A 19,675-nucleotide genomic window follows, 5' to 3' on the forward strand; every position below is an offset into this window, starting at 1 on the left:
GTGCGGCTAGTGCGTGAGAACCCCATGCTGCGCTCGACAGCGGCAATGCGCATTGAGGAGCGAAGCACTATCGAGCAGATACAGCTAAGACGGAGAAATCAGCACCGCTCAGAAAGGACGGGAGCGTGGCTTCTCTTTGCCCAGACGCCGTGATTCCGGCACGCCGTAAGCGTCGCAGACGGCGATCCAGATGTCGCGGGGTTCAATTCCGGCTTTGAATGCTTCTTCAGCGGTTCGGGAACCCAAGCTGCTCAGCGCGAGATCCGTGTGCAGTGATGCGGCTCGCGCCTCGCCGAACTCCTCGTTCATGAGGACCCAGTAGAGGGTGTGACGCATTAGGGCTTGGCTGCCAGTCGAGGCACGGTGTAACCACCGGGACGACCGAGGATCTTATCGGAGAGCTCCTGCGGGATGGTGTCGGGAATCTCAACACCTTCTTCGAGTGCGAAGCGATCCGAGACCGAAGACAGCAGAGCCGACAAAGGCAGGTCGAGGGCTTCACAGATTGCGGAGAGGAGCTCCGAGGAGGCTTCCTTCTGACCGCGCTCGATCTCGCTGAGGTAGCCAAGCGAGACGCTGGCTCCCATGGAGACATCGCGCAGGGTTCTCCCCTGGCGGCGGCGAACGGAACGCAACGCGTCACCGATTTCTACTCTCAGTAACATAACGCGTCCCTCCCTTTGTCTCCGCGAACTGTCCTAACGGTGTACTCAACTTTACAACCCGGTCGATGCCGAGCGCCAACCTGGGTGCGTGACCTGATGGTTTTGCCAGTCCATTCGAAGGTACCGGTGCATGTTCTTTCAATTGCCATTACTTGGTTAACTTCAACGAGGTGAAACTTATTCCAGGCATGCATGTTCAGGCCTCGACGGTGTCATCTGCTTCGGGTCCGAACGCCAAACGGGTGACGAAGTCGTCGAGGTCGGACATCATGGCGGCCACGGTCTGGCTGCGGATCGCCTCTCGGTCTCCCTCGAAATGGTGTTCGCTGACCTGTGCCTTCCCAGCGAAGGCGATGGCGGTGTAGACGAGACCGACCGGTTTCTCATCCTGCGGGTCTGGTCCTGCCACTCCCGTGCAGGAGACGCCGATGTCGGCGACGCATTCTCTGGCCGCGCCGGCTGCCATCTGGGCCGCGACGACTTCATCGATGGGCCCGGTCTCTTCGAGCTGGTCGGCGTCGACTCCCGCCAGACGGGATTTGAGGTCGGTGGCATACGTGATGAGCCCGCCGCGGACGACTGCGGAGGCTCCGGGGACGTCGACGAGTGTCGCTACGAAGCGACCACCGGTCAGCGATTCTGCTGCCGCGACCGAGAGTCCCACCTGCGTGCAGGTGGTGATGAGGTGCTGGCTGCGGGAGAAAAGCTCGGTCTCGTTCACGATCTCACCTGGGGTCTGGGCCGGTGTGTCCGTCCCCGGAAGGAGGGCCATCGGCAGGACGTTCGCCGGCAGATCCGTTAGCTGCGTGCGAGTCTTTGGCGAGTTTCGCAGCCTGGACGCAGTAGTCGATTCCGGTCACGACGGTGACGATGATGGCAGCGACCATGGTCAGCCAGGCCAGGATCAGCACGGCGAAGGTCACGCCTTCGGGAACGATCTGTGCAAGGGGGCGCAGGAGCAGGAAAAGTCCGATGGCCACAGTCTGCAGCACCGTCTTGATCTTGCCGCCTCTGGACGCGGGCATGACGGCGATGCGAATCATGAAGAAGCGCAGCACGGTGATGCCCAGCTCCCGGATGAGGATGATGACGGGAACCCACCAGGGGATCTCCGTGATCATCGCCAGGCCGATGAGGGCCGCTGCCATCAGGGATTTGTCGGCGATCGGGTCCGCGATCTTGCCGAAGTTCGTGATGAGGTTGTATTTGCGTGCCAGATCACCGTCGATCTTGTCCGTTGCCATCGCCAGCAGGAAGACAGCCAGTGCCCACCACCGCATAGTCATGTCCTGGCCGCCGTCGGCCAGCAGGAGGACGAGGAAGACGGGGACGAGCAGGATCCGGAGGACGGTCAGTGCGTTGGGAACATTCCACGGGCTGGGCTCTGCCGGTGTCTGTTCCGGGGCGCTGTTCTCTGGTCGATCATTCACGTGACAACCCTATCTGAGGGACATGTGAAACGCGTGGAGCCGACCGCTCGTTTCAGCGGTCGGCTCCACGCCGTGTTCTGTTCTATTCGCACCTCGCCGGTTGGGCATGGGGCCCTATTCAGAGGACACGAGGTGCAGCTGCGGTCAGCGACCCGTCAGTGACCAGGCGTCTTCGCCGCTGGTTTCGACGACTTCGAGTCCCGTCTCGGGATCGACATCGCCGACGTGCAGGTCTGCGGCATGTCCCACGCCCGTCGCATAACGGTCATTGGCGCCGGAACCTGATGACCTCGCCGAGGTGCTCGCACCCGAGTCGCCGTAATCGTCGAACTCCTCATCGAAGTCCCCGGCCGCCGACTGTGTGCCGCCCTGTGACCGGCTGTTCCCGCCGTAGCCGGAACCGTCGTCGTAGCCACCATCATCGCTTGCCGCGGAGCTCGGTTCCTCATCCGGAGGTGTCTCACCCTTGATGATCGCCAGAGTGCCGGGCAGATCTTCGGGACGCACCAGCACGTCGCGGGCTTTCGAACCTTCGGAGGGTCCGACGATGCCGCGAGATTCCATGAGGTCCATGAGGCGACCGGCCTTGGCGAAGCCGACGCGCAGTTTGCGCTGCAGCATCGACGTCGAACCGAACTGGGTGGTCACGACCTGCTCGGCGGCTTGGAGCAGAAGCTCGAGGTCGTCGCCGATCTCCTCGTCGATGACCTTCTTCGGTGCCTCGACCGCGACATCTTCACGGTAGTTCGGCTTGAGCTGGCCCTTGACGTGGTCGACGACCTTTTCGATCTCCGACTCGTTGACCCACGCACCCTGGACACGCATCGGCTTCGCAGCACCCATGGGCAGGAACAGTGCGTCGCCCTGTCCGATGAGCTTCTCCGCACCCGGCTGGTCGAGCACAACTCGGGAGTCGGCCAGGGATGAGGTGGCGAATGCCAGACGTGAAGGCACGTTGGCCTTGATCAGGCCGGTGACGACGTCCACGCTGGGTCGCTGGGTGGCCAGGACCAGGTGGATGCCGGCCGCACGTGCCAGCTGCGTGATGCGCTGGATCGAGGCTTCGACGTCGCGCGGGGCGACCATCATCAGGTCGGCGAGCTCATCGACGACGACCAGCAGGTAAGGGTAGGGCTGGAGCACCCGTTCCGATCCTGCGGGAACTTCGACGCGGCCCTCTCGGACGGCCTTGTTGAATTCGTTGATGTGTTTGAACCCGAAGTTCGCGAGGTCGTCGTAGCGAGCGTCCATTTCGCGCACGACCCATTCGAGCGCCTCGGCGGCCTTCTTGGGGTTCGTGATGATCGGGGTGATGAGGTGTGGGATGCCCTCGTAGATCGTGAGCTCCACGCGCTTGGGGTCGACGAGGATCATGCGCACCTCGTCGGGGGTCGCACGCATCATGATCGAGGTGATCATGGAGTTCACGAAGCTCGACTTACCGGCACCGGTGGCACCGGCGACAAGCAGGTGAGGCATCTTCGACAGGTCGGCGACGACGAAGCCGCCTTCGACGTCCTTGCCCACGCCCATGACCAGTGAGTTCTCGGTCTTGCGGGCGGCCTTCGAGCGCAGCACATCGCCGAGGGCGACGTTCTCACGGTCGGAGTTGGGGATCTCGATGCCGATCGCCTTCTTGCCGGGAATCGGCGAGAGGATACGGACATCGGCGCTGGCCACCGCGTAGGCGATGTTCTTCGACAGCGCCGTGACCTTCTCGACCTTGGTGCCCGCGCCGAGTTCGACCTCGTAGCGGGTGACCGTGGGGCCGCGGGAGAATCCGGTGACCGCCGCGTCGATCTTGAACTGCTCGAGAACGTCGCGCAGTGCTTCGACGACGCGGTCGTTGGCCTCGGACCGCTCCTTCGCAGGAGGTCCGGGCAGGAGGTTGTCCGATGCCGGCAGGGTGTAGGTGACGTCGCCGGCCAGGGTGAGCTGCTCGACGCGTTCGGGCAGCTGTTCCGTGGGTGGGGGTGCCGGGTTGTTCGTCAACGGCACCGGCGCCGAGGCGGCTCCCGAGTTGGTCTTCTTCGCCACGGTGGCAGCGTCGTCGTCCATGCCGATGGTCTTCTTCAGCGCGGCTGTTTCACGCTCGGCCTTCGTGGGCCGACGTTCGCCGGGCTTGAACTGCGGACGTTCGATGACGGTGGTGTCAGCTTCTTCATCGCTGACATCGTTTTCGTGGATGTAGGCCTTGTCGTAGGCCTTGGTCGCCGTGTCATCATCGGGATGCTCGCCCTCGGGGAGGTCGGTCTTCTTCTTCCGCGAGCGACGCTTGGCGCCCATGACGGGCTTGAGGGTCGAGGTTCGGGCATTGTCGGCGACGAGGTCGGTCGAGTCCTGTCCGTCCTGCTTCTCGGAATCGGGCCGAGCCCCTCCGGTGAGACGCAGGTAGAGATCCATCAGGCGCTTGGGGATCGAGCGCACAGGTGTCGCCGTGATGACCAGCAGTGAGAAGAGCCCGAGCAGGATGAGCAGCGGAACAGCCACATATCCGGTGGTGGCGACGACAAGGGGCGAGGAGATGACGAAGCCGAGTGCCCCTCCCCCATTGGCCATGGCCTCACGAGAGTTGACGAAGCTGGGGTTGCCCGCGGCGATGTGGGCCAGCCCTGCTGCTGCGAACAGACCCAAGATGATGCCGATGAGGATCCGGTTGTTGCCTCGGTTGTCGTCTCCGCGCAGGAACAGCCGGATCGCATATGCGGTGAAGATCACCGGCAGGGCGAGGGCTACGCGGCCGAAGGTGCCTTCGACGACATTGCGGACAACATCGCTGATCGCACCGGGGATGTTCCACCATTCGAAGGCTGCGATGATGATCGAGAGACCGATGAGGAAGAAGGCAGTGCCGTCTCTCTTCGTCGGTGACTGATCGGTCGGTTCGTCACTGAGGATCTTTCGCGCACGGTTTCCGGCCATGTGGGCCACTCCCCTCCACGCACCGGAGACAACGTTTGTCCCGGGGTCTTCCTTGGTCCCCGCTTGCCCGGTCCGACCAGCAGTTTTACGCGCTGTGCCTTTTCCTTTACCAGAAGCGGGGGAAGTCGTTCTGGTCGCCATGCTTCTTATCTTAGGGCGATTATGCGCCCCTGCCCAGTAAATCCGCAGGGTTCGGCGCGCCGAGGCGGGGCTGAGACACTGCCTCGGTGGCAGTTGTGCGCCCCGTTCTGATCCGCCGTTTCAGACTTTTCGAGCCACGAAGACAAACTGTCGGACAGCAGCGACGACAAGTCCGCCGGAGGTGAGGCTGATCGTGGCTGATCAGCGTTTCGTCCGTCTCTTCAGCCCATCCCGTAGAGATGTTCTGGACGTCCGGTGCTTCCGTATTGGAGTGAGACGGTCACGGCACGGGATTCGGCGAGCTTGGCCAGGTGGCGTTGGGCGGTGGCACGCGAGGTGCCGACCACCTCGGAGACCTCCATCGCCGTCAGCGGCTGATCGGCACTCTCGAGTGCCTCAAGGATCCGGCCGCTCGTCGACGAACCCGAGCCCTTGGCCGGAGCACTGCCCGGGGACGCGACGTCGTGCAGGCTGCGCAGCTGCCGTTCGAGGTCCGGCTGGCTCACCTTCTCCCGGTCCCAATACCGGCGGAAACGGGCATAGCGACGGAGGAAGTCCTGCAGCTCTTCGGCGGCGAAAGGTTTGAAGATATAGGTCATCGCTCCGGCCCGAAGCGCCGACCGCACCACATCGGGATCGGTCACGGCCGAGAGCACGATCGCATCGACGTCTGTCTCGCGGATGAGTTCGACGCCGTTGCCTTCGGGCAGGACATAGTCGGCCAACAGCAGGTCCACCTGCTCCTCGGCGATGATCGTGCGAGCGGTGCGCAGGTCTCTCACCGGCTCCAGAGCCTGAAATCCTGCAACCTCGTTGACGTAGCGACAGTGGATCTGCCCCACATAGAAGTCGTCGTCGAGGACCAGAACGTTGATCATCATCTCTCCTTGTCATCCGTGTCGTCGCTGAGCGCATCGGGCAGGTGGACGGCGAAGCCGGCTCCGCCCAGCACCGGGTCATGGCCTGCCAGCAGCCAGACTCGGCCACCGTGTCGGCGTGCAGTTCTCCGACACAGGGCCAACCCGATGCCGTGTCCGTGATCAGGGTCGAGGTCATCGGCGCTGCTGACTCCCTCGTCGAAGATGGACTCCACGTCCGCATCCTCGACTCCCCCACCGGTATCGGTGACGACGGCATGCAGCTCCGAACCGGACCCCAGCAGCGTCACCTCGACCCGGCCGAACACCTCGTCGGTCCGATCAGCGTCGTCGCCCATACCGCCCATGGCATCCGTCACCACAGCACGCACGGCGTTATCGATAAGGTTGCCGAGGATGAGAGTGACGTCCTCGGGCTCATTCACCCTTCCCAGCACCAGCGAATCCGGCGTGACAGAAAGACTCACTCCCACCTCGGCGGCGGTGGTGCCCTTCGCTTCGAGGAGAGCACGCAGGTAGGGCTCGGAGAGCACCTCGATGCCTTCGACGGGAGTCGCTATCGGACCGGTGCGCAGGATCGTGGCGAGGTAGTTCCGAGCTTCGTCGGTCGCACCCGTGTCGACGAGGCCAAAGACAGTGTGGAGACGGTTGGCGAATTCGTGGCGCTGGGTCCGCAGGGCTCGCGCCATCGACGTCACCGATTCGAGCTGACGAGCCATGGTCAATACTTGGGTCTCATCGCGCAGGGTCACGACTCCGCCGACCGAGACTCCATCACGGCTGACTCTGACGGCGGTGGCCAGCAGGATCCGGTCGCCGACGTTGACTCGGCGCCGCAGTGCTCCGTGATCGGGTGCCTCGAGCATCATGCGTCGAATCACCTCCGGCACCTCCGCACGGGAGGGCGCATCGGGATCGGCATCCGTTCCCGCCTCGACATGAGCGATGCCGAGCAGCTGCTCGGCCGTGGAGTTGCTCAGGGTCGGGACCCCGTCCGAGCTGAAGGCCAACACTCCATCATCGAGACCACGCAGGACCGCACCTTGATCGCGTGCCATCTCTGCCAGCTCCTCGGGGCCGACTCCCAACGTCTCGCGGCGTAGCCTGCGCCCCAGCGCCAGAGACGCAATGACACCGATGGCCAGGGCCAGGATGGCGACGGAGCCGAGGACGAGGAATTCGCGTCGCAGGTCGGCATCGAGGACCGAGGCATGAATGCCCACGGAGACTTCACCGACGACGGTCGTGTCATCGGCGGTGGAATAGATCGGGACCTTCGCCCGCACGGTCTCACCCAGGGTGCCCCGCTCATGCGTCACGGACTCCCGGCCGGCCAGGGCCTCATCCGGGGAGGTGGAGACACGTTTGCCGATGTTGTCTCGATCCGGGTGGGTCAGGCGGATGCCGCGGTCGTCGGTGATGACGGCGAAGACGATGCCCGAGGACGCCCGCAGGTCATCGGTGATCTCGAGCAGCGGAGTGGTGATCGCTTCATCGGCTTCCCCCGCAGGCTGTGCCGAGGCTTCGGTGGAGCCCTTCCTGACCTCGGGATCGATCGCCAGCGTCCGTGCCGTCGCCAGCGCCTTGGTCTCGGTGACCTCGGTGACCGAACGGCCGCCCATCCACGCGAAGACGCCTGTCACCAGCGCCAAGGTCACCACGATGACCGCGAGCTGACTGAGCAGGACTCTGCGGGAAAAGGATCGAGTGGGACGTGGCACCAACCCACACTAACCACGCATGAGCGAAATGCGCAAAAGGTGCCAAACAGGCAGAACGTCTTCAGTGCACACAAACGCGCGCCGCCGCGGTGACCGCCCTAGGGTGTATCGGGCATCACATCCGCCTTCATAGGAGAAGTTCGTGCTCGTAATTCTTGGTTTCGCGATGATCATCGTCTTCATGACGCTGATCATGACGAAGCGACTCTCACCGATCCTGGCGCTGATCATCGTCCCGACCGTGTTCGGACTGTTCACCGGCGCCGGTCTGGGAATCGGCGAAATGGTCATGGACGCCATCGCAGACATGTCCTCGACAGCTGCGCTGCTGCTCTTCGCCATCATCTACTTCGGCATCATGATCGACGTGGGACTCTTCGACAAACTCGTCGGGTTCATCCTCAAGGTTGCCGGCCACGATCCCGTCAAGGTCGTCATGGGCACAGCCCTGCTGACCGGAGCGGTCTCCCTCGACGGCGACGGGTCGACGACGTTCATCGTCGTCACCGCCGCAATGCTGCCGATCTATCAGCGCCTGGAGATGTCACCGGTGGTGCTGACCTGTGTCGCCGGCCTGATCAACGGCACGCTCAATATCGTCCCCTGGGGCGGTCCGACGGCACGCGCCTCCTCGGCCCTGCAGATCGATGCCAATGAGATCTTCGCTCCGATGGTCCCGGCTCTGGCAGCGGGTCTGCTGGTGTGCTTCGTCTTCGCCTACTTCCTCGGCATCTCCGAACGGCGCCGTCTCGCCAAGAACGGTGTGGCCTGGGTCGATGAGGCCCGCTCGGGGACTTCCGGATCGAAGCGCTCCGATCTCGTCGGTGCCGTCGCCCGCTCAAGCTCAGGATCCAACTCAAGCTCAGGCTCGGGATCGGGTGCCGCCAACGGTGGCACCACCTCGGCGACGTTGGCCGACGGCGACAGCGATAGTTTAGATGCCGGCTCCGGTAACAATTCTGGTTCCGGTTCTGCGCTGACCGACACCGCGCTCGACCCCAACCGGGCGACGCTGCGTCCCAAGCTCTTCTGGTTCAACCTGATCCTGACCGTGGCCGTGATGGTCATGCTCATCGCCGACCTGCTGCCCCTGCCCTACCTGTTCATGATCGCCATGGTCATCGCACTCATGGTCAACTTCCCCAACATCAAGGCACAGCAGGAAGAACTGGCCTCACACGCCTCGGCGATCATCGCCGTGGTCGCCATGGTCATGGCCGCCGGCGTGCTCACCGGCATCATGAGCGGGACCGGAATGGTCGACGCCATGGCCGAGTGGCTCGTCGCCGTCATCCCCTCGTCCATGGGCCCCTACATGGCCGTGATCACCGGGCTGCTCTCGATCCCGATGACGTTCTTCATGAGCAACGACGCCTTCTACTTCGGCATCCTGCCCGTGCTCGCCGAGACCGCCAGCCACTTCGGCATCTCCGCCGCCGATATGGCTCGCGCCTCGATCACCGGTCAGCCGGTGCACATGCAGTCACCGCTGGTGCCGGCGATCCTGCTCCTCGTCTCGCTTTCGGGAGTCGAGCTCGGAGACCATCACAAGAAGGTCCTGTGGCGAGCCCTCATCGTCTCCCTGGTGATGCTGGCCGTCGGCGTCCTCATCGGCGTCATCGCAATCGGATAGGAACACAACCGATATGACTGATTTCTACTCAGCTCCCCAACACAGGTTCCCGGTGCCCTCGCTGCGGGTGGCGGCCTCGGACGGCATCGACGATGCGCAGAATACGATCATTCTGGCCTACCGTTCGGAATCGTCGACGGCGCTCCTTGAGCAGGCGATCGCCGGCGCCCGACGAGAGAACGCGGCTGTGCGCGTCGTCCACTTCGAATCGGATACGACGACCGCGCCCTCGGCCGGTGCCCTGTCTCAGACGAAGGAGCTGGCCGATCGGCTCGCCGAGGCGGACCTCGAGTTCGAGATCCAACGCGCCGATTCCGATGTGGCCTCCCAGATCATCGACCTCGCCGAGGAGTGGCAGGCCAAGCTCATCGTCATGCCCTCCAAGCGCCGCTCGCCCGTGGTCAAGCTGCTGCTGGGCTCGAGCACCCAGAGGGTCATCCTCGAGGCCGAGTGCCCGGTGCTCATCGTCAAGTAGCGCGCTGCCAGCTGAGTTCGCACCCGTGCGGATGCGAACTCAGCGGCCCGAGGGGTCCTCAGCGTGCCAGCAGTTCCCCGGCACCTGCCCCGGTGAGTGAGGCGTCGAGGAGTTCGATCGTGTGGGCTGTCGGCAGCGTCGCCTCGCCCTGTCTGCGCAGAGCATCCGTGACCTGCAGCAGACACCCGGGGTTGCCGGTGACGACGAGCGCAGCGTTGGTGGCGGCGATGTTCGTGGCCTTCTTATCCCCGAGTTCGCGGGCCGTCTCCGGGCGCACGAGGTTGTAGATGCCGGCCGATCCGCAGCAGGTGTCGGCATCCTTGATCGCAGCCAGTTCGATCCCGGGGATCTGGCCCAGGAGTTCACGTGGTGGATTGCGCACTCCTTGGGCATGGGAGAGGTGGCAGGCGTCGTGGTACGCCACCCGCAGTCCCCCATCGGCCACCGGATGTCGTGGTGCACTGGGACCGAGTTCGACGAGGATCTCGGTGACGTCTCTGACCTTGTCCGCCAGCTCCTTCGCGCGCTGGGCATAGGCGGGGTCATCGGCGAGGATGTCGGCGTATTCCTTCATCGTCGACCCGCAGCCTGCGGAGTTGACGACGAGATAGCCCACCTCTGCCGAGGTGAATGTGTCCACGATCCTGCGCGCGAAGTCCTCACCTTCCTCGCTGCGCCCGGCATGGACCGACAGTGCCCCGCAGCAGCCCTGTGACTGCGGCACGACGACCTCACAGCCCTCCATGTTGAGCACGCGCACAGTGGCGGCATTCACCTGCGGGTAGAAGGTCCGCTGCACACAGCCGAGCAGCATCCCCACCCGTGCTCTGACCGGCAACGCCTCTCCTTCGGCAGAGCGTGGCGGGTTCGTGGCGGGAATGGTGACCTTCTTCGTCACCGGCGGTGCGATGGCCTCCATCGTGGCCAGGGTCGGTGAGAGCTTCTCGAGGACCTTGGACTTGCGGATGACATTCGACAGTCCCGTCCGCTGGTAGAGCTTGAGCGGTGCCAGCAGAGCCTTGAGACGGTCCGGGTACGGGAACAGCTGGAAGATGGCTTCCCGCAGTGCCACCTCGGCGCGGCTGCGATGCTCTTTTCCATTGCGTTCGACCTGACCACGTGTGGCTTCGATGAGTTTGTCGTACTGGACTCCGGACGGGCAGGCGCTGACGCAGGCCATGCAGCCCAGGCAGGCGTCGAAGTGCTCGACCATCGAGGCGGTCATCGGACCCTCTTCCAGGCCCTTCTCCATCAGGTAGATGCGCCCGCGCGGTGAGTCTTCCTCATTGCCCCACAGCTGGTAGGTCGGGCAGGCGGGAAGGCAGAAGCCGCAGTGGACGCAGTCGGCGATCAGCCCCGGGTCCGGTGGGTTGAAGACGTCGAAGGCCGAATGGTCCATGGTCGGCGGGGCCATCTCCATCGTGGCCTGGCCCGCGGTCGCCATCGTGGCTTCCAGCGGTGTCGGTCCGCTCGTCTCCTTGGGCGCTCCGCCGCCCTGGCAGCCTCCTGCGCCACCGCAATCGCATGACATCACAGTCCTCCTATTCCACGTCCGGGTGAGAGCAGACCGTCCGGATCGAACTGGTCCTTGATGGTGCGCATGAGTCCGACTCCGGGGATCTCGCCCCACGCATCGACGTCGCCCCACACCGAGGCGGGGGCACAGAGCACGGTCGCGCTCAGCTGCTTCTGACCCCAGGAGCGCAGGTGTTCGAGAACCACTCGGGTCGCGATCGTGGGGTCCGAGTCGAGGTCGCCGATGCCCAGATCGAAGACACCCATGGCGGACCCGCGCAGCTGAATCGGGTAGCCGATGGTGTCCTCGAGGCGGGCGATCTCCCCGACCAGCTGGGGAACCAGTGCAGGAGACACCGAAGCCCGGATGGTCACCGGAGCCTGGGCCCGCCGTGCCCACCAGCTCGGCTCGACGCACCGCTGAGCGCCCGGGTAGGCGCTGACGATGCTCTCGGTGCGCGAAGCGACGGATTCTTCGAGTCCTTCGACCATGACCACGGTCGACGCTTGTCCGCCCGGGGACCGGTCGATCTCCACAGCGGCCGGAGCCACCTGGGAGCCGATGACTTCGAGTGCCGCCTCGGCGCCGGGGATCTCGACGTATCCCTGGGTCTGGGGCTTCGGGTAGAGCCGGAGCGCGGCACTGGCGATGATGCCCAGGGTGCCCCAGGAACCAGTCATGAGTTTGGCGAGGTCGTAGCCGGCGACGTTCTTGACGACCTTGCCACCGGCCTTCGCGATGGTTCCGTCGGCGAGGACGACGGTGACGCCGAGGACGACTTCACGCAGCGGCAGCCGTCCGATGCGGCGCGGTCCCACGGCCCGGGTGGCGATGGCACCGCCCAACGTCGAGCCTGAATCGGTGCGATCGGCGGGAAAGTCCGGCAGGAGCTCTTGGTCCCCGGTCTCGGCGACGGCATTGAGTTCGGCGATCGTGGCTCCGGCCCCGGCGACGAGGATGAGGTCCCCGGGTGAGTGTTCGATGACCTGGTTGAGGCCTCCCATGTCGATGAGGAGACCCGGGGTGTGACCCGGAGGGTGGTCATCGAGCGCGGTCCCGCCGCCGTAGACGGCGATGGTGCGAGATTCGCGATGGGCGCGGGCCACGAGCTCGGACAGTTCCTCAACGCTCTCGGGCCGGGCCATCCGGGGAAGTTCTTCGGTCAAAACAGCTCCGCCTTTCCTGCTGCCTGCAGTGGGTGCTCCCCCGATGTTCGCCGAGGTGGTTCCCCGCACAGCCGTGGAGTCGGGAAGACCTTGCCCGGGTTGGACAAATGGTTCGGGTCGAAGGCACAGCGCAGGATCTGCATGGTATCGAGGTCGTCGTTGGTGAACATGCGCGGCATGAATTTGGCCTTGTCGGAACCGACCCCGTGTTCACCGGTGATCGACCCGCCTTCACTCAGGCACAGGTCGAGGATGCGCCCCGAGGCGGTCTCGGCCAGTTCGGTCTGGCCTTCCACGCTACCGTCGAAGAGCACGAGCGGATGCAGGTTGCCGTCGCCGGCATGGAAGACGTTGGCCACGCGGACCCCGCATTCCTCCGCGATCGTGGAGATCGAGGCGAGCACAGGCCCGAGCCGGGACCGTGGGATGACCCCGTCTTGGACGATGTAATCGGGGCTGATCCGGCCAACGGCTGCGAAGGCGGACTTGCGGCCCTTCCAGATCAGGCCGCGTTCGACATTGTCCACGGCGACCCTGATCTCTCCGGCCCCATGGTCCTTCGCCCGGGCGATGACCGTCTCACGCTCGAGGTCGACGTCGATGGCGGGACCGTCGAGTTCGACGACGAGGACGGCACCGGCACCCTCGGGATAGTTGCAGGCCACGGCCTTCTCGGCGGCCTCGATGGCCAGGGCATCCATCATCTCGATGGCCGCGGGCATGATTCCCGCGGAGATGATGTCGCTGACTGCCTCACCGGCTGCGTCGGTGGACTCGAATCCGATGAGCAACGTCTCCACTGCCTCGGGCAGGCGGGTCAGTCGCACGGTCACCTCAGTGACGATGCCCAGTGTCCCCTCGGATCCGCAGAGCACGCCGAGGAGGTCGTAGCCGGGGTATTCGGGGGCGTCTCCCCCGATCTCGACGATGTCGCCGCGGGCGGTGACGAGGGTGACGCCGGTGACGTGGTTGGTGGTGAACCCGTATTTGAGGCAGTGGGCGCCGCCGGAGTTCTCGGCGACATTGCCGCCGATCGAGCACACGCTCTGGCTTGAGGGGTCCGGGGCGAAGTAGTAGCCGCCCGGGTTGGCCTCATTGGAGAGATTGAGGTTGATGACTCCGGGCTGCACGATGGCACGCTGGGCGAGAGGATCGATGTCGAGGATGTCTCGCATCGTCGACATGACGATGAGCACGCCCTCCGCATGGGGTTGGGCTCCACCGGAGAGACCGGTGCCCGAACCGCGGGCGACGAAGGGGACATCGAACTCATGGCAGGCACCCACGGTCAGGGCCACCTCGGCGGTGGAGGTGACGCGGATGACCAGGGCTGGGACGGTCCTGTGCACCGCCAGGCCATCGCATTCGTAGGTCTTGCGTTCGTTCTCGTCGGTGACGATCGCCCCTGGTGGCAAATGCGGTTCGATCCGTGTGAGGACCGATTCGATTCTGCTCATGTCCACTCCCGCCTCCTTGCGTCGATGATGTCGAGCTTAGCGAAGAACGCCGCCGAAAATGTGCTGCGGGGCACATTTTCGACGGCGTTCTTACCTGGTGAGACTCCTGAACCGTGGAGACTCAGGGGACCGAAACTCAGGGCATACGGGCGTATGCCGGCAGGGTCAGGAAGTCGACGTATTCGTCGGCGACGGCCACTGACAGGAACGTGTCGGTGGCGTCCTTCCAGTCCGCTTCCTCACCGGGCAGCTTCGCGACCTCTTCGGACACGATCTGGCGGACGAGGTCGCCGGTGACGGTGACTCCGGTGTCGAGTTCGACTCCGGCGTCCATCCACTGCCATACCTGGGAGCGGGAGATCTCGGCGGTGGCCGCGTCCTCCATGAGTCCGTGGATGGCGACCGCACCGTTGCCTTCGAGCCAGGCGCGCAGGTACTGGATGCCGACGTTGACGTTGGTGCGCAGGCCGGCCTCGGTGATGGAGCCGGGTGTCGACTTCACGTCGAGGAGATCGGCGGCGGCGACGGAGACGTCTTCGCGCTTGTTCTCGATCTGGTTGGGGTTCTCACCCAGTGTCTCGGTGAAGACCTCCTTGCAGAGGGCGACCATGCCGGGGTGGGCGACCCAGGAGCCGTCGAAGCCCTTGCTGGCCTCACGGGACTTGTCCTCGCGGACCTTGTTGAAGGCGGCCTCGTTCTCGTCCTTGTCCTTGGAGGGAACGAAGGCGGACATGCCGCCGATCGCGTGGGCACCGCGCTTGTGGCAGGTGCGCACGAGGAGTTCGGTGTAGGCGCGCATGAACGGCACCGTCATCGTGACATCCGAACGGTCGGGCAGCAGGTAGTCAGAGCCGCGGGACCGGAAGTTCTTGATCACGGAGAAGATGTAGTCCCAGCGGCCGGCGTTGAGACCTGAGGAGTGCTCACGCAGTTCGTAGAGAATCTCCTCCATCTCGAAGGCGGCCGGGTAGGTTTCGATGAGCACGGTGGCGCGGATGGTCCCGCGTGCCAGGCCGAAGGCGTCCTCGGCATGGTCGAAGACCTGGTTCCACAGTCGCGCTTCGAGGTGGGATTCCATCTTCGGCAGGTAGAAGTAGGGACCCTTGCCCTTCTCGATCTGGATCTGCCCGGCGGTGGAGAAGTAGAGGGCGAAGTCCACGAGGGAGCCCGAGGCCTCTTCACCGTCGACGAGGATGTGCTTCTCCGGCATGTGCCAGCCGCGAGGACGCACGACGATGGTCGGCAGTTCCTCGTCGGGAGCCAGCGTGTAGGACTTGCCCTCTGGTGAGGTGAAGTCGATCTCGCGGGTCAGGGAGTCGAGCAGGTTGACCTGGCCGCCGATGACCGAATCCCACTGCGGGGTGTTTGCGTCTTCCTGATCGGCCAGCCACACCTTGGCGCCGGAGTTCAGGGCGTTGATCGTCATCTTCTTGTAGGTGGGGCCGGTGACCTCGACGCGACGGTCTTCGAGACCCGGGGCCGGCGGTGCGACCTGCCAGCTGGGATCATTGCGGATCTCAGCGGTCTCCGGGAGGAAGTCCAGATCAGCGCCGGCGGCAATCTGCGCCTGGCGCTCCTTGCGAGCCTCCAGTCGTTCGAGGCGGACCCCATTGAACTTCCGGTTCAGCTCGACGATGAGTTCGAGGGCCTTCGGGGTGAGCACCTTCTCTGCCCCGTCCGGCAGTTCGCCGGTGATCTCCATGCCTTCTGGAATATCCAGATTCTCGATTTGAGCAGTCATCGGTGGTTCTCCTTATTCGGCACTTTCACTAGTGCATCGCTGATCGCTGGCAACGGGGTTTAGCCTGCGAAACTTTCACATCGTGAAATTTATTGTTCACACAACGAAAAGAATAGGAGGTGATGCACATCTCGTCAAACGCTTCCCTCGAGGTGAGACGCAGGATTCCCTTGACGGTACAACAATCCACCAGGCACGATGAAGCCAGGTACTTCGTTTGCGGAGTCGGCACCACATCGTCTGCTGATCAACCGATCAGAGATGGGCGGACTCCTCGACCAAGCGGCAACGATGCCGCGGATCGGATTCACGATGGACAACCTCGCTGTCGCGGCGCTTCTTGCGCTCGCCCCCATCCTCCTGGCAGGAATCCTGCTCATCGGGTTTCGCTGGTCCGCGAAATATGCCATGCCGATCGGCCTGGTCGCTGCCGCACTCGTCGCGAACTTCGCGTGGCAGATCGACTGGGTGACGATCAGCGCTTCGGTGGTCCAAGGCCTGCTCACCGCGATCGGGCTGCTGTGGATCGTCTTCGGCGCCCTCCTGCTCCTGGCCACCGTCACACGATCGGGAGCAATCCAGACGATTCGCGCCGGCTTCGTCTCGATCTCTCCGGATCGACGTGTCCAGGTCATCATCATCGCCTGGCTCTTCGGTTCCTTCATCGAAGGCGCAGCCGGCTTCGGCACACCCGCCGCAGTGGTTGCACCGCTGCTACTCGCCCTCGGCTTCCCCGCCATCGCAGCGGTCCTCGCCGGTCTCATCATCCAGTCCACACCGGTGAGCTTCGGTGCTGTGGGAACACCCATGATCGTCGGAATCGGCACCGGGCTGTCGAAGGAAGACGGCAGCATGTCTGCCGATGTCGCGGCAAGAGCGTCCGAACTCGGTCTCAGCCAATCCGAATTCATCGCCCACACTGCCGCCCAGGTCGCCCTCATGCACGGCATCTGCGGAATCCTCATCCCGCTTCTGCTGTCCTGCCTGATGACCGGATTCTTCGGCCGCAACAGGCGCTTCGCCGACGGTCTGGCGATCGCGCCGTTCGCTATCTTCTCGGCCCTGGCCATGATCGTGCCCTACCTCCTCGTGGCCAACCTGCTCGGGCCTGAATTCCCTTCGCTCATCGGCGGCCTCGTCGGTTTGGCGATCGTGGTCTCGGCCAGCAAAGCCGGATTCCTCATGCCGAAGAAGACCTGGGACTTCGCCCCGCGTGAGATGTGGCCCAAACACTGGATGGGCACCGTGGACCCGGCCGATGAGGCAGCGGAGCTGACGAAGAAGATGTCGATGATCCGCGCGTGGTCGCCCTACCTCATCGTGGTCGCGCTCCTGCTCTTCACTCGCAACGTGCCCCCGGTCAAGGAATTCCTCACCGGGCCTGCCGTCATCAAGATCAAGGAGATCTTCGGCACCGCGATCAGTTCGGATATGGACCTCCTGTGGTCCCCGGGCTTCATCTTCGTCATCGCCTGCCTCTGCACCTACCTCATCCACCGAATGACCGGTTCGCAGATCGCCGGTTCGTGGAAGATCGCGGGTTCGCAGATCGCCGGCGCCGCCGTGGCGCTGCTGTGTTCACTGCCCTTGGTGCGCGTGTTCATCAACTCCGGCAGCGACTACAACGCCTCCGGTCTGGATTCGATGCCGGTGACCCTCGCCGAGGCGGCCGCGAGTACCGTCGGCAGCGGCTGGCCGCTGTTGGCTCCGTTCGTCGGTGCCCTGGGCGCCTTCGTCGCCGGTTCGAACACGGTCTCGAACATCATGTTCTCGCAGTTCCAGTTCTCCACCGGATCGGCGATCGGGGCTGCCAGTCCCGAAACGGTCGTCGCCGCGCAGGCCGTGGGCGGAGCGGCCGGAAACATGGTCGCCGTCCACAATGTCGTCGCCGCCTCGGCGACGGTCGGTCTGGTCGGGCGTGAAGGAGAGCTCATCAGGCGCACCTCCATTCCGATGCTCGTCTACTCCCTGACCGCCGGTGCTCTGGCCTTCATCGGCATCAACGGACTCGGGTTCAATTCGGGAACGATCGTCTTCGGTGCAGTCCTTGTGGGACTCATCGTTGCCGTCGTCCTCGCCCGGAAGTCACCGGGCAAGGAACTCGTGGCCGAGACGCCACGACCCAAGGAGAAGGCAGTCGAGGACTGAGGCGACGACCTCCGGCCGGGCCCTGAGATGCACTTCGCCCGCGGTGGACCCTCCTGTGAGGGTCCACCGCGGGCGAACTGTATGTGCGTGGTCGAACGAACTCAGACGATGACGACCATGGGGACGATCATCGGCTTGCGACGCAGCTTCGAGGACGCCCAGCGTCCCACAGTGCGGCGCACGACCTGCTGCAGCTGGTACTGGTCGGTGTTGCCGTCCTTGAGTGCATCCTCGACGGCCTTCGTGACCTTCGGCATGATCGAGTCGAAGACAGAATCGGACTCGGCCACACCACGGGCATGGATCTCGGGACCGGCAATGAGGGACTTGGACTGGCTGTTGATGGCCATGAAGATCGTGACGAAGCCTTCGCCCGAGAGCACGAGACGGTCCTTGAGGTCCGCCTCGGTGATCTCGCCGACCGAGGAGCCGTCGACGAATACGAAGTTGCAGTCCACCGCACCAACAACCTCGGCGTGGCCGTCCTTGAGGTCGACCACCCAGCCGTCGTCGGCGAGGACGATGTTGTCCGGGTTCACTCCGGTCGCCTCGGCGTGCCTGGCGTTGGCCAGCATGTGTCGCCATTCACCGTGGACGGGCATGACTCCGCGGGGCTTGACGATGTTGTAGCAGTAGAGCAGCTCGCCGCCGGAGGCGTGTCCGGACACGTGGATCTTGGCGTCTGCCTTGGTGATCACCTGGGCGCCCAGCTTCATCAGTCCGTTGATGACCTTGAACACGGAGTTCTCGTTGCCGGGGATGAGTGAGGAGGCGAGGATGACGGTGTCGCCGTCGCCCACCTCGACGCGGTGGCTGCGGTTGGCCATGCGTGACAGGGCCGCCATCGGCTCACCCTGCGAACCGGTGCACATGAGCACGACCTGGTCATCGGGAAGTTTGTCGACCTCTTTGATGTCGATGAGAGCACCCCGCGGGACCTCAAGGTAGCCGAGGTCTTCGGCGATCTTCATGTTGCGCACCATCGAACGGCCGACGAGTGCGACCTTGCGACCGTGCGCGTCTGCGGCGTTGAGCACCTGCTGGACGCGGTGGATGTGTGAGGAGAATGAGGCGACGATGACCCGGCGCTCGGCGTGACCGAAGAGGTTCTCGAGAACCGGCCCGATGTCCTTCTCCAGAGCGGTGAATCCGGGGACCTCCGCGTTCGTCGAGTCCGTCATGAACAGGTCGACGCCTTCCTCGCCGAGGCGGGCGAAGGCGCGCAGGTCCGTGATCCGGCCGTCGAGCGGGAGCTGGTCCATCTTGAAGTCGCCGGTGTGGAGGATGTTGCCCGCACCGGTGCGGATGAAGACCGCGAGAGCATCGGGAATCGAGTGGTTGACGGCGACGAACTCGAGGTCGAAGGGACCGAGCTGATCGAGGTCGTTCTCCTTGACCACGCGGGTGATCGGCTTGATCCGGTGTTCCTTGAGCTTGGCCTCGATGAGAGCGATCGTCAGGTTCGAACCGAGGATCGGGATATCGGCCTTGCGGCGAAGCAGGTAGGGCACGGCTCCGATGTGGTCTTCGTGCCCGTGGGTGAGGACGAGGCCGACGATGTCGTCGAGGCGATCGTCGAGGTAGGCGAAGTCGGGAAGGATGAGGTCGACGCCGGGCTGATCCTCCTCCGGGAAGAGGACGCCGCAGTCGACGATGAGCAGCTTGCCGTGGTATTCGAACACGGTCATGTTGCGGCCGACTTCGCCGAGGCCGCCGAGGGCGACGATGCGGACGGCTTCCGCGTCCATCTTCGGCGGAAGCTTCAGTTCTTGAGTCAATGCA

Annotated in this window: 15 protein-coding genes; 3 read left to right on the forward strand and 12 right to left on the reverse strand. The window is 64.2% G+C overall.

The features are described from left to right. Positions 1–108: 108 nt before the first annotated feature. The 7 genes from PGC08_RS12710 to PGC08_RS12740 form a co-directional block, all read right to left on the reverse strand. A complete protein-coding gene (locus tag PGC08_RS12710; protein WP_009885078.1) occupies positions 109–336 on the reverse strand; it encodes a DUF3046 domain-containing protein in 228 nt (75 codons plus the stop codon). Continuing rightward, entirely contained in the window at positions 336–665 is a 330-nt protein-coding gene (locus PGC08_RS12715; protein ID WP_029417702.1) for a helix-turn-helix domain-containing protein, read from the reverse strand. Before PGC08_RS12715 ends, PGC08_RS12710 begins: the two co-directional genes overlap by 1 nt. A 196-nt stretch (positions 666–861) precedes the next feature. After that, positions 862–1,386: a CinA family protein gene (locus tag PGC08_RS12720; RefSeq protein ID WP_247642493.1), complete on the reverse strand. Its 525-nt coding sequence runs from the start codon at positions 1,384–1,386 to the stop codon at positions 862–864. A 4-nt stretch (positions 1,387–1,390) separates the two neighbouring features. Continuing rightward, positions 1,391–2,095, reverse strand: coding sequence for a CDP-diacylglycerol--glycerol-3-phosphate 3-phosphatidyltransferase (gene pgsA, locus PGC08_RS12725; protein WP_096162767.1), 705 nt, complete (start codon positions 2,093–2,095; stop codon positions 1,391–1,393). 144 nt (positions 2,096–2,239) lie between these two features. Then, positions 2,240–5,017: a DNA translocase FtsK gene (locus PGC08_RS12730; protein ID WP_096145826.1), complete on the reverse strand. Its 2,778-nt coding sequence runs from the start codon at positions 5,015–5,017 to the stop codon at positions 2,240–2,242. A gap of 362 nt (positions 5,018–5,379) precedes the next feature. Beyond that, complete coding sequence (locus PGC08_RS12735; protein ID WP_029416965.1) at positions 5,380–6,039, reverse strand: response regulator; 660 nt, start codon at positions 6,037–6,039, stop codon at positions 5,380–5,382. Next, on the reverse strand, positions 6,036–7,757 hold the full coding sequence (locus PGC08_RS12740) for a sensor histidine kinase (RefSeq protein WP_271708558.1): 1,722 nt from the start codon (positions 7,755–7,757) through the stop codon (positions 6,036–6,038). The genes PGC08_RS12735 and PGC08_RS12740 overlap by 4 nt, the downstream gene beginning before the upstream one ends. 142 nt (positions 7,758–7,899) lie before the next feature. Here PGC08_RS12740 and PGC08_RS12745 point away from each other — a divergent pair, with 142 nt between their 5' ends. After that, complete coding sequence (locus PGC08_RS12745; protein ID WP_271708559.1) at positions 7,900–9,390, forward strand: CitMHS family transporter; 1,491 nt, start codon at positions 7,900–7,902, stop codon at positions 9,388–9,390. 13 nt (positions 9,391–9,403) lie between these two features. Further along, positions 9,404–9,865 carry a universal stress protein gene (locus PGC08_RS12750; protein WP_009882959.1) on the forward strand — a complete coding sequence of 154 codons (462 nt, stop codon included), beginning with the start codon at positions 9,404–9,406 and terminating at the stop codon, positions 9,863–9,865. A 58-nt stretch (positions 9,866–9,923) separates the two neighbouring features. Here PGC08_RS12750 and PGC08_RS12755 read toward each other — a convergent pair whose 3' ends face one another. The 4 genes from PGC08_RS12755 to aceB form a co-directional block, all read right to left on the reverse strand. Then, positions 9,924–11,396: a heterodisulfide reductase-related iron-sulfur binding cluster gene (locus tag PGC08_RS12755; RefSeq protein ID WP_271708560.1), complete on the reverse strand. Its 1,473-nt coding sequence runs from the start codon at positions 11,394–11,396 to the stop codon at positions 9,924–9,926. Continuing rightward, entirely contained in the window at positions 11,396–12,547 is a 1,152-nt protein-coding gene (locus PGC08_RS12760; RefSeq protein WP_029416970.1) for an FAD-binding oxidoreductase, read from the reverse strand. Before PGC08_RS12760 ends, PGC08_RS12755 begins: the two co-directional genes overlap by 1 nt. Continuing rightward, on the reverse strand, positions 12,544–14,004 hold the full coding sequence (locus tag PGC08_RS12765; protein WP_035278666.1) for an FAD-linked oxidase C-terminal domain-containing protein: 1,461 nt from the start codon (positions 14,002–14,004) through the stop codon (positions 12,544–12,546). Before PGC08_RS12765 ends, PGC08_RS12760 begins: the two co-directional genes overlap by 4 nt. Before the next feature lie 136 nt (positions 14,005–14,140). Continuing rightward, on the reverse strand, positions 14,141–15,745 hold the full coding sequence (gene aceB, locus PGC08_RS12770; RefSeq protein WP_009882965.1) for a malate synthase A: 1,605 nt from the start codon (positions 15,743–15,745) through the stop codon (positions 14,141–14,143). A gap of 198 nt (positions 15,746–15,943) precedes the next feature. On the opposite strand from aceB, the gene PGC08_RS12775 reads away from it, so the two are divergent. Further along, positions 15,944–17,893 carry an L-lactate permease gene (locus PGC08_RS12775; RefSeq protein ID WP_333937434.1) on the forward strand — a complete coding sequence of 650 codons (1,950 nt, stop codon included), beginning with the start codon at positions 15,944–15,946 and terminating at the stop codon, positions 17,891–17,893. A 101-nt stretch (positions 17,894–17,994) separates the two neighbouring features. On the opposite strand, the gene PGC08_RS12780 is transcribed toward PGC08_RS12775, so the two are convergent. After that, positions 17,995–19,641: a ribonuclease J gene (locus tag PGC08_RS12780; RefSeq protein WP_271710069.1), complete on the reverse strand. Its 1,647-nt coding sequence runs from the start codon at positions 19,639–19,641 to the stop codon at positions 17,995–17,997. Positions 19,642–19,675 lie beyond the last annotated feature (34 nt).

It is taken from the genome of Brevibacterium sp. BDJS002, assembly GCF_028201555.1.
Lineage (GTDB): Bacteria > Actinomycetota > Actinomycetes > Actinomycetales > Brevibacteriaceae > Brevibacterium > Brevibacterium aurantiacum.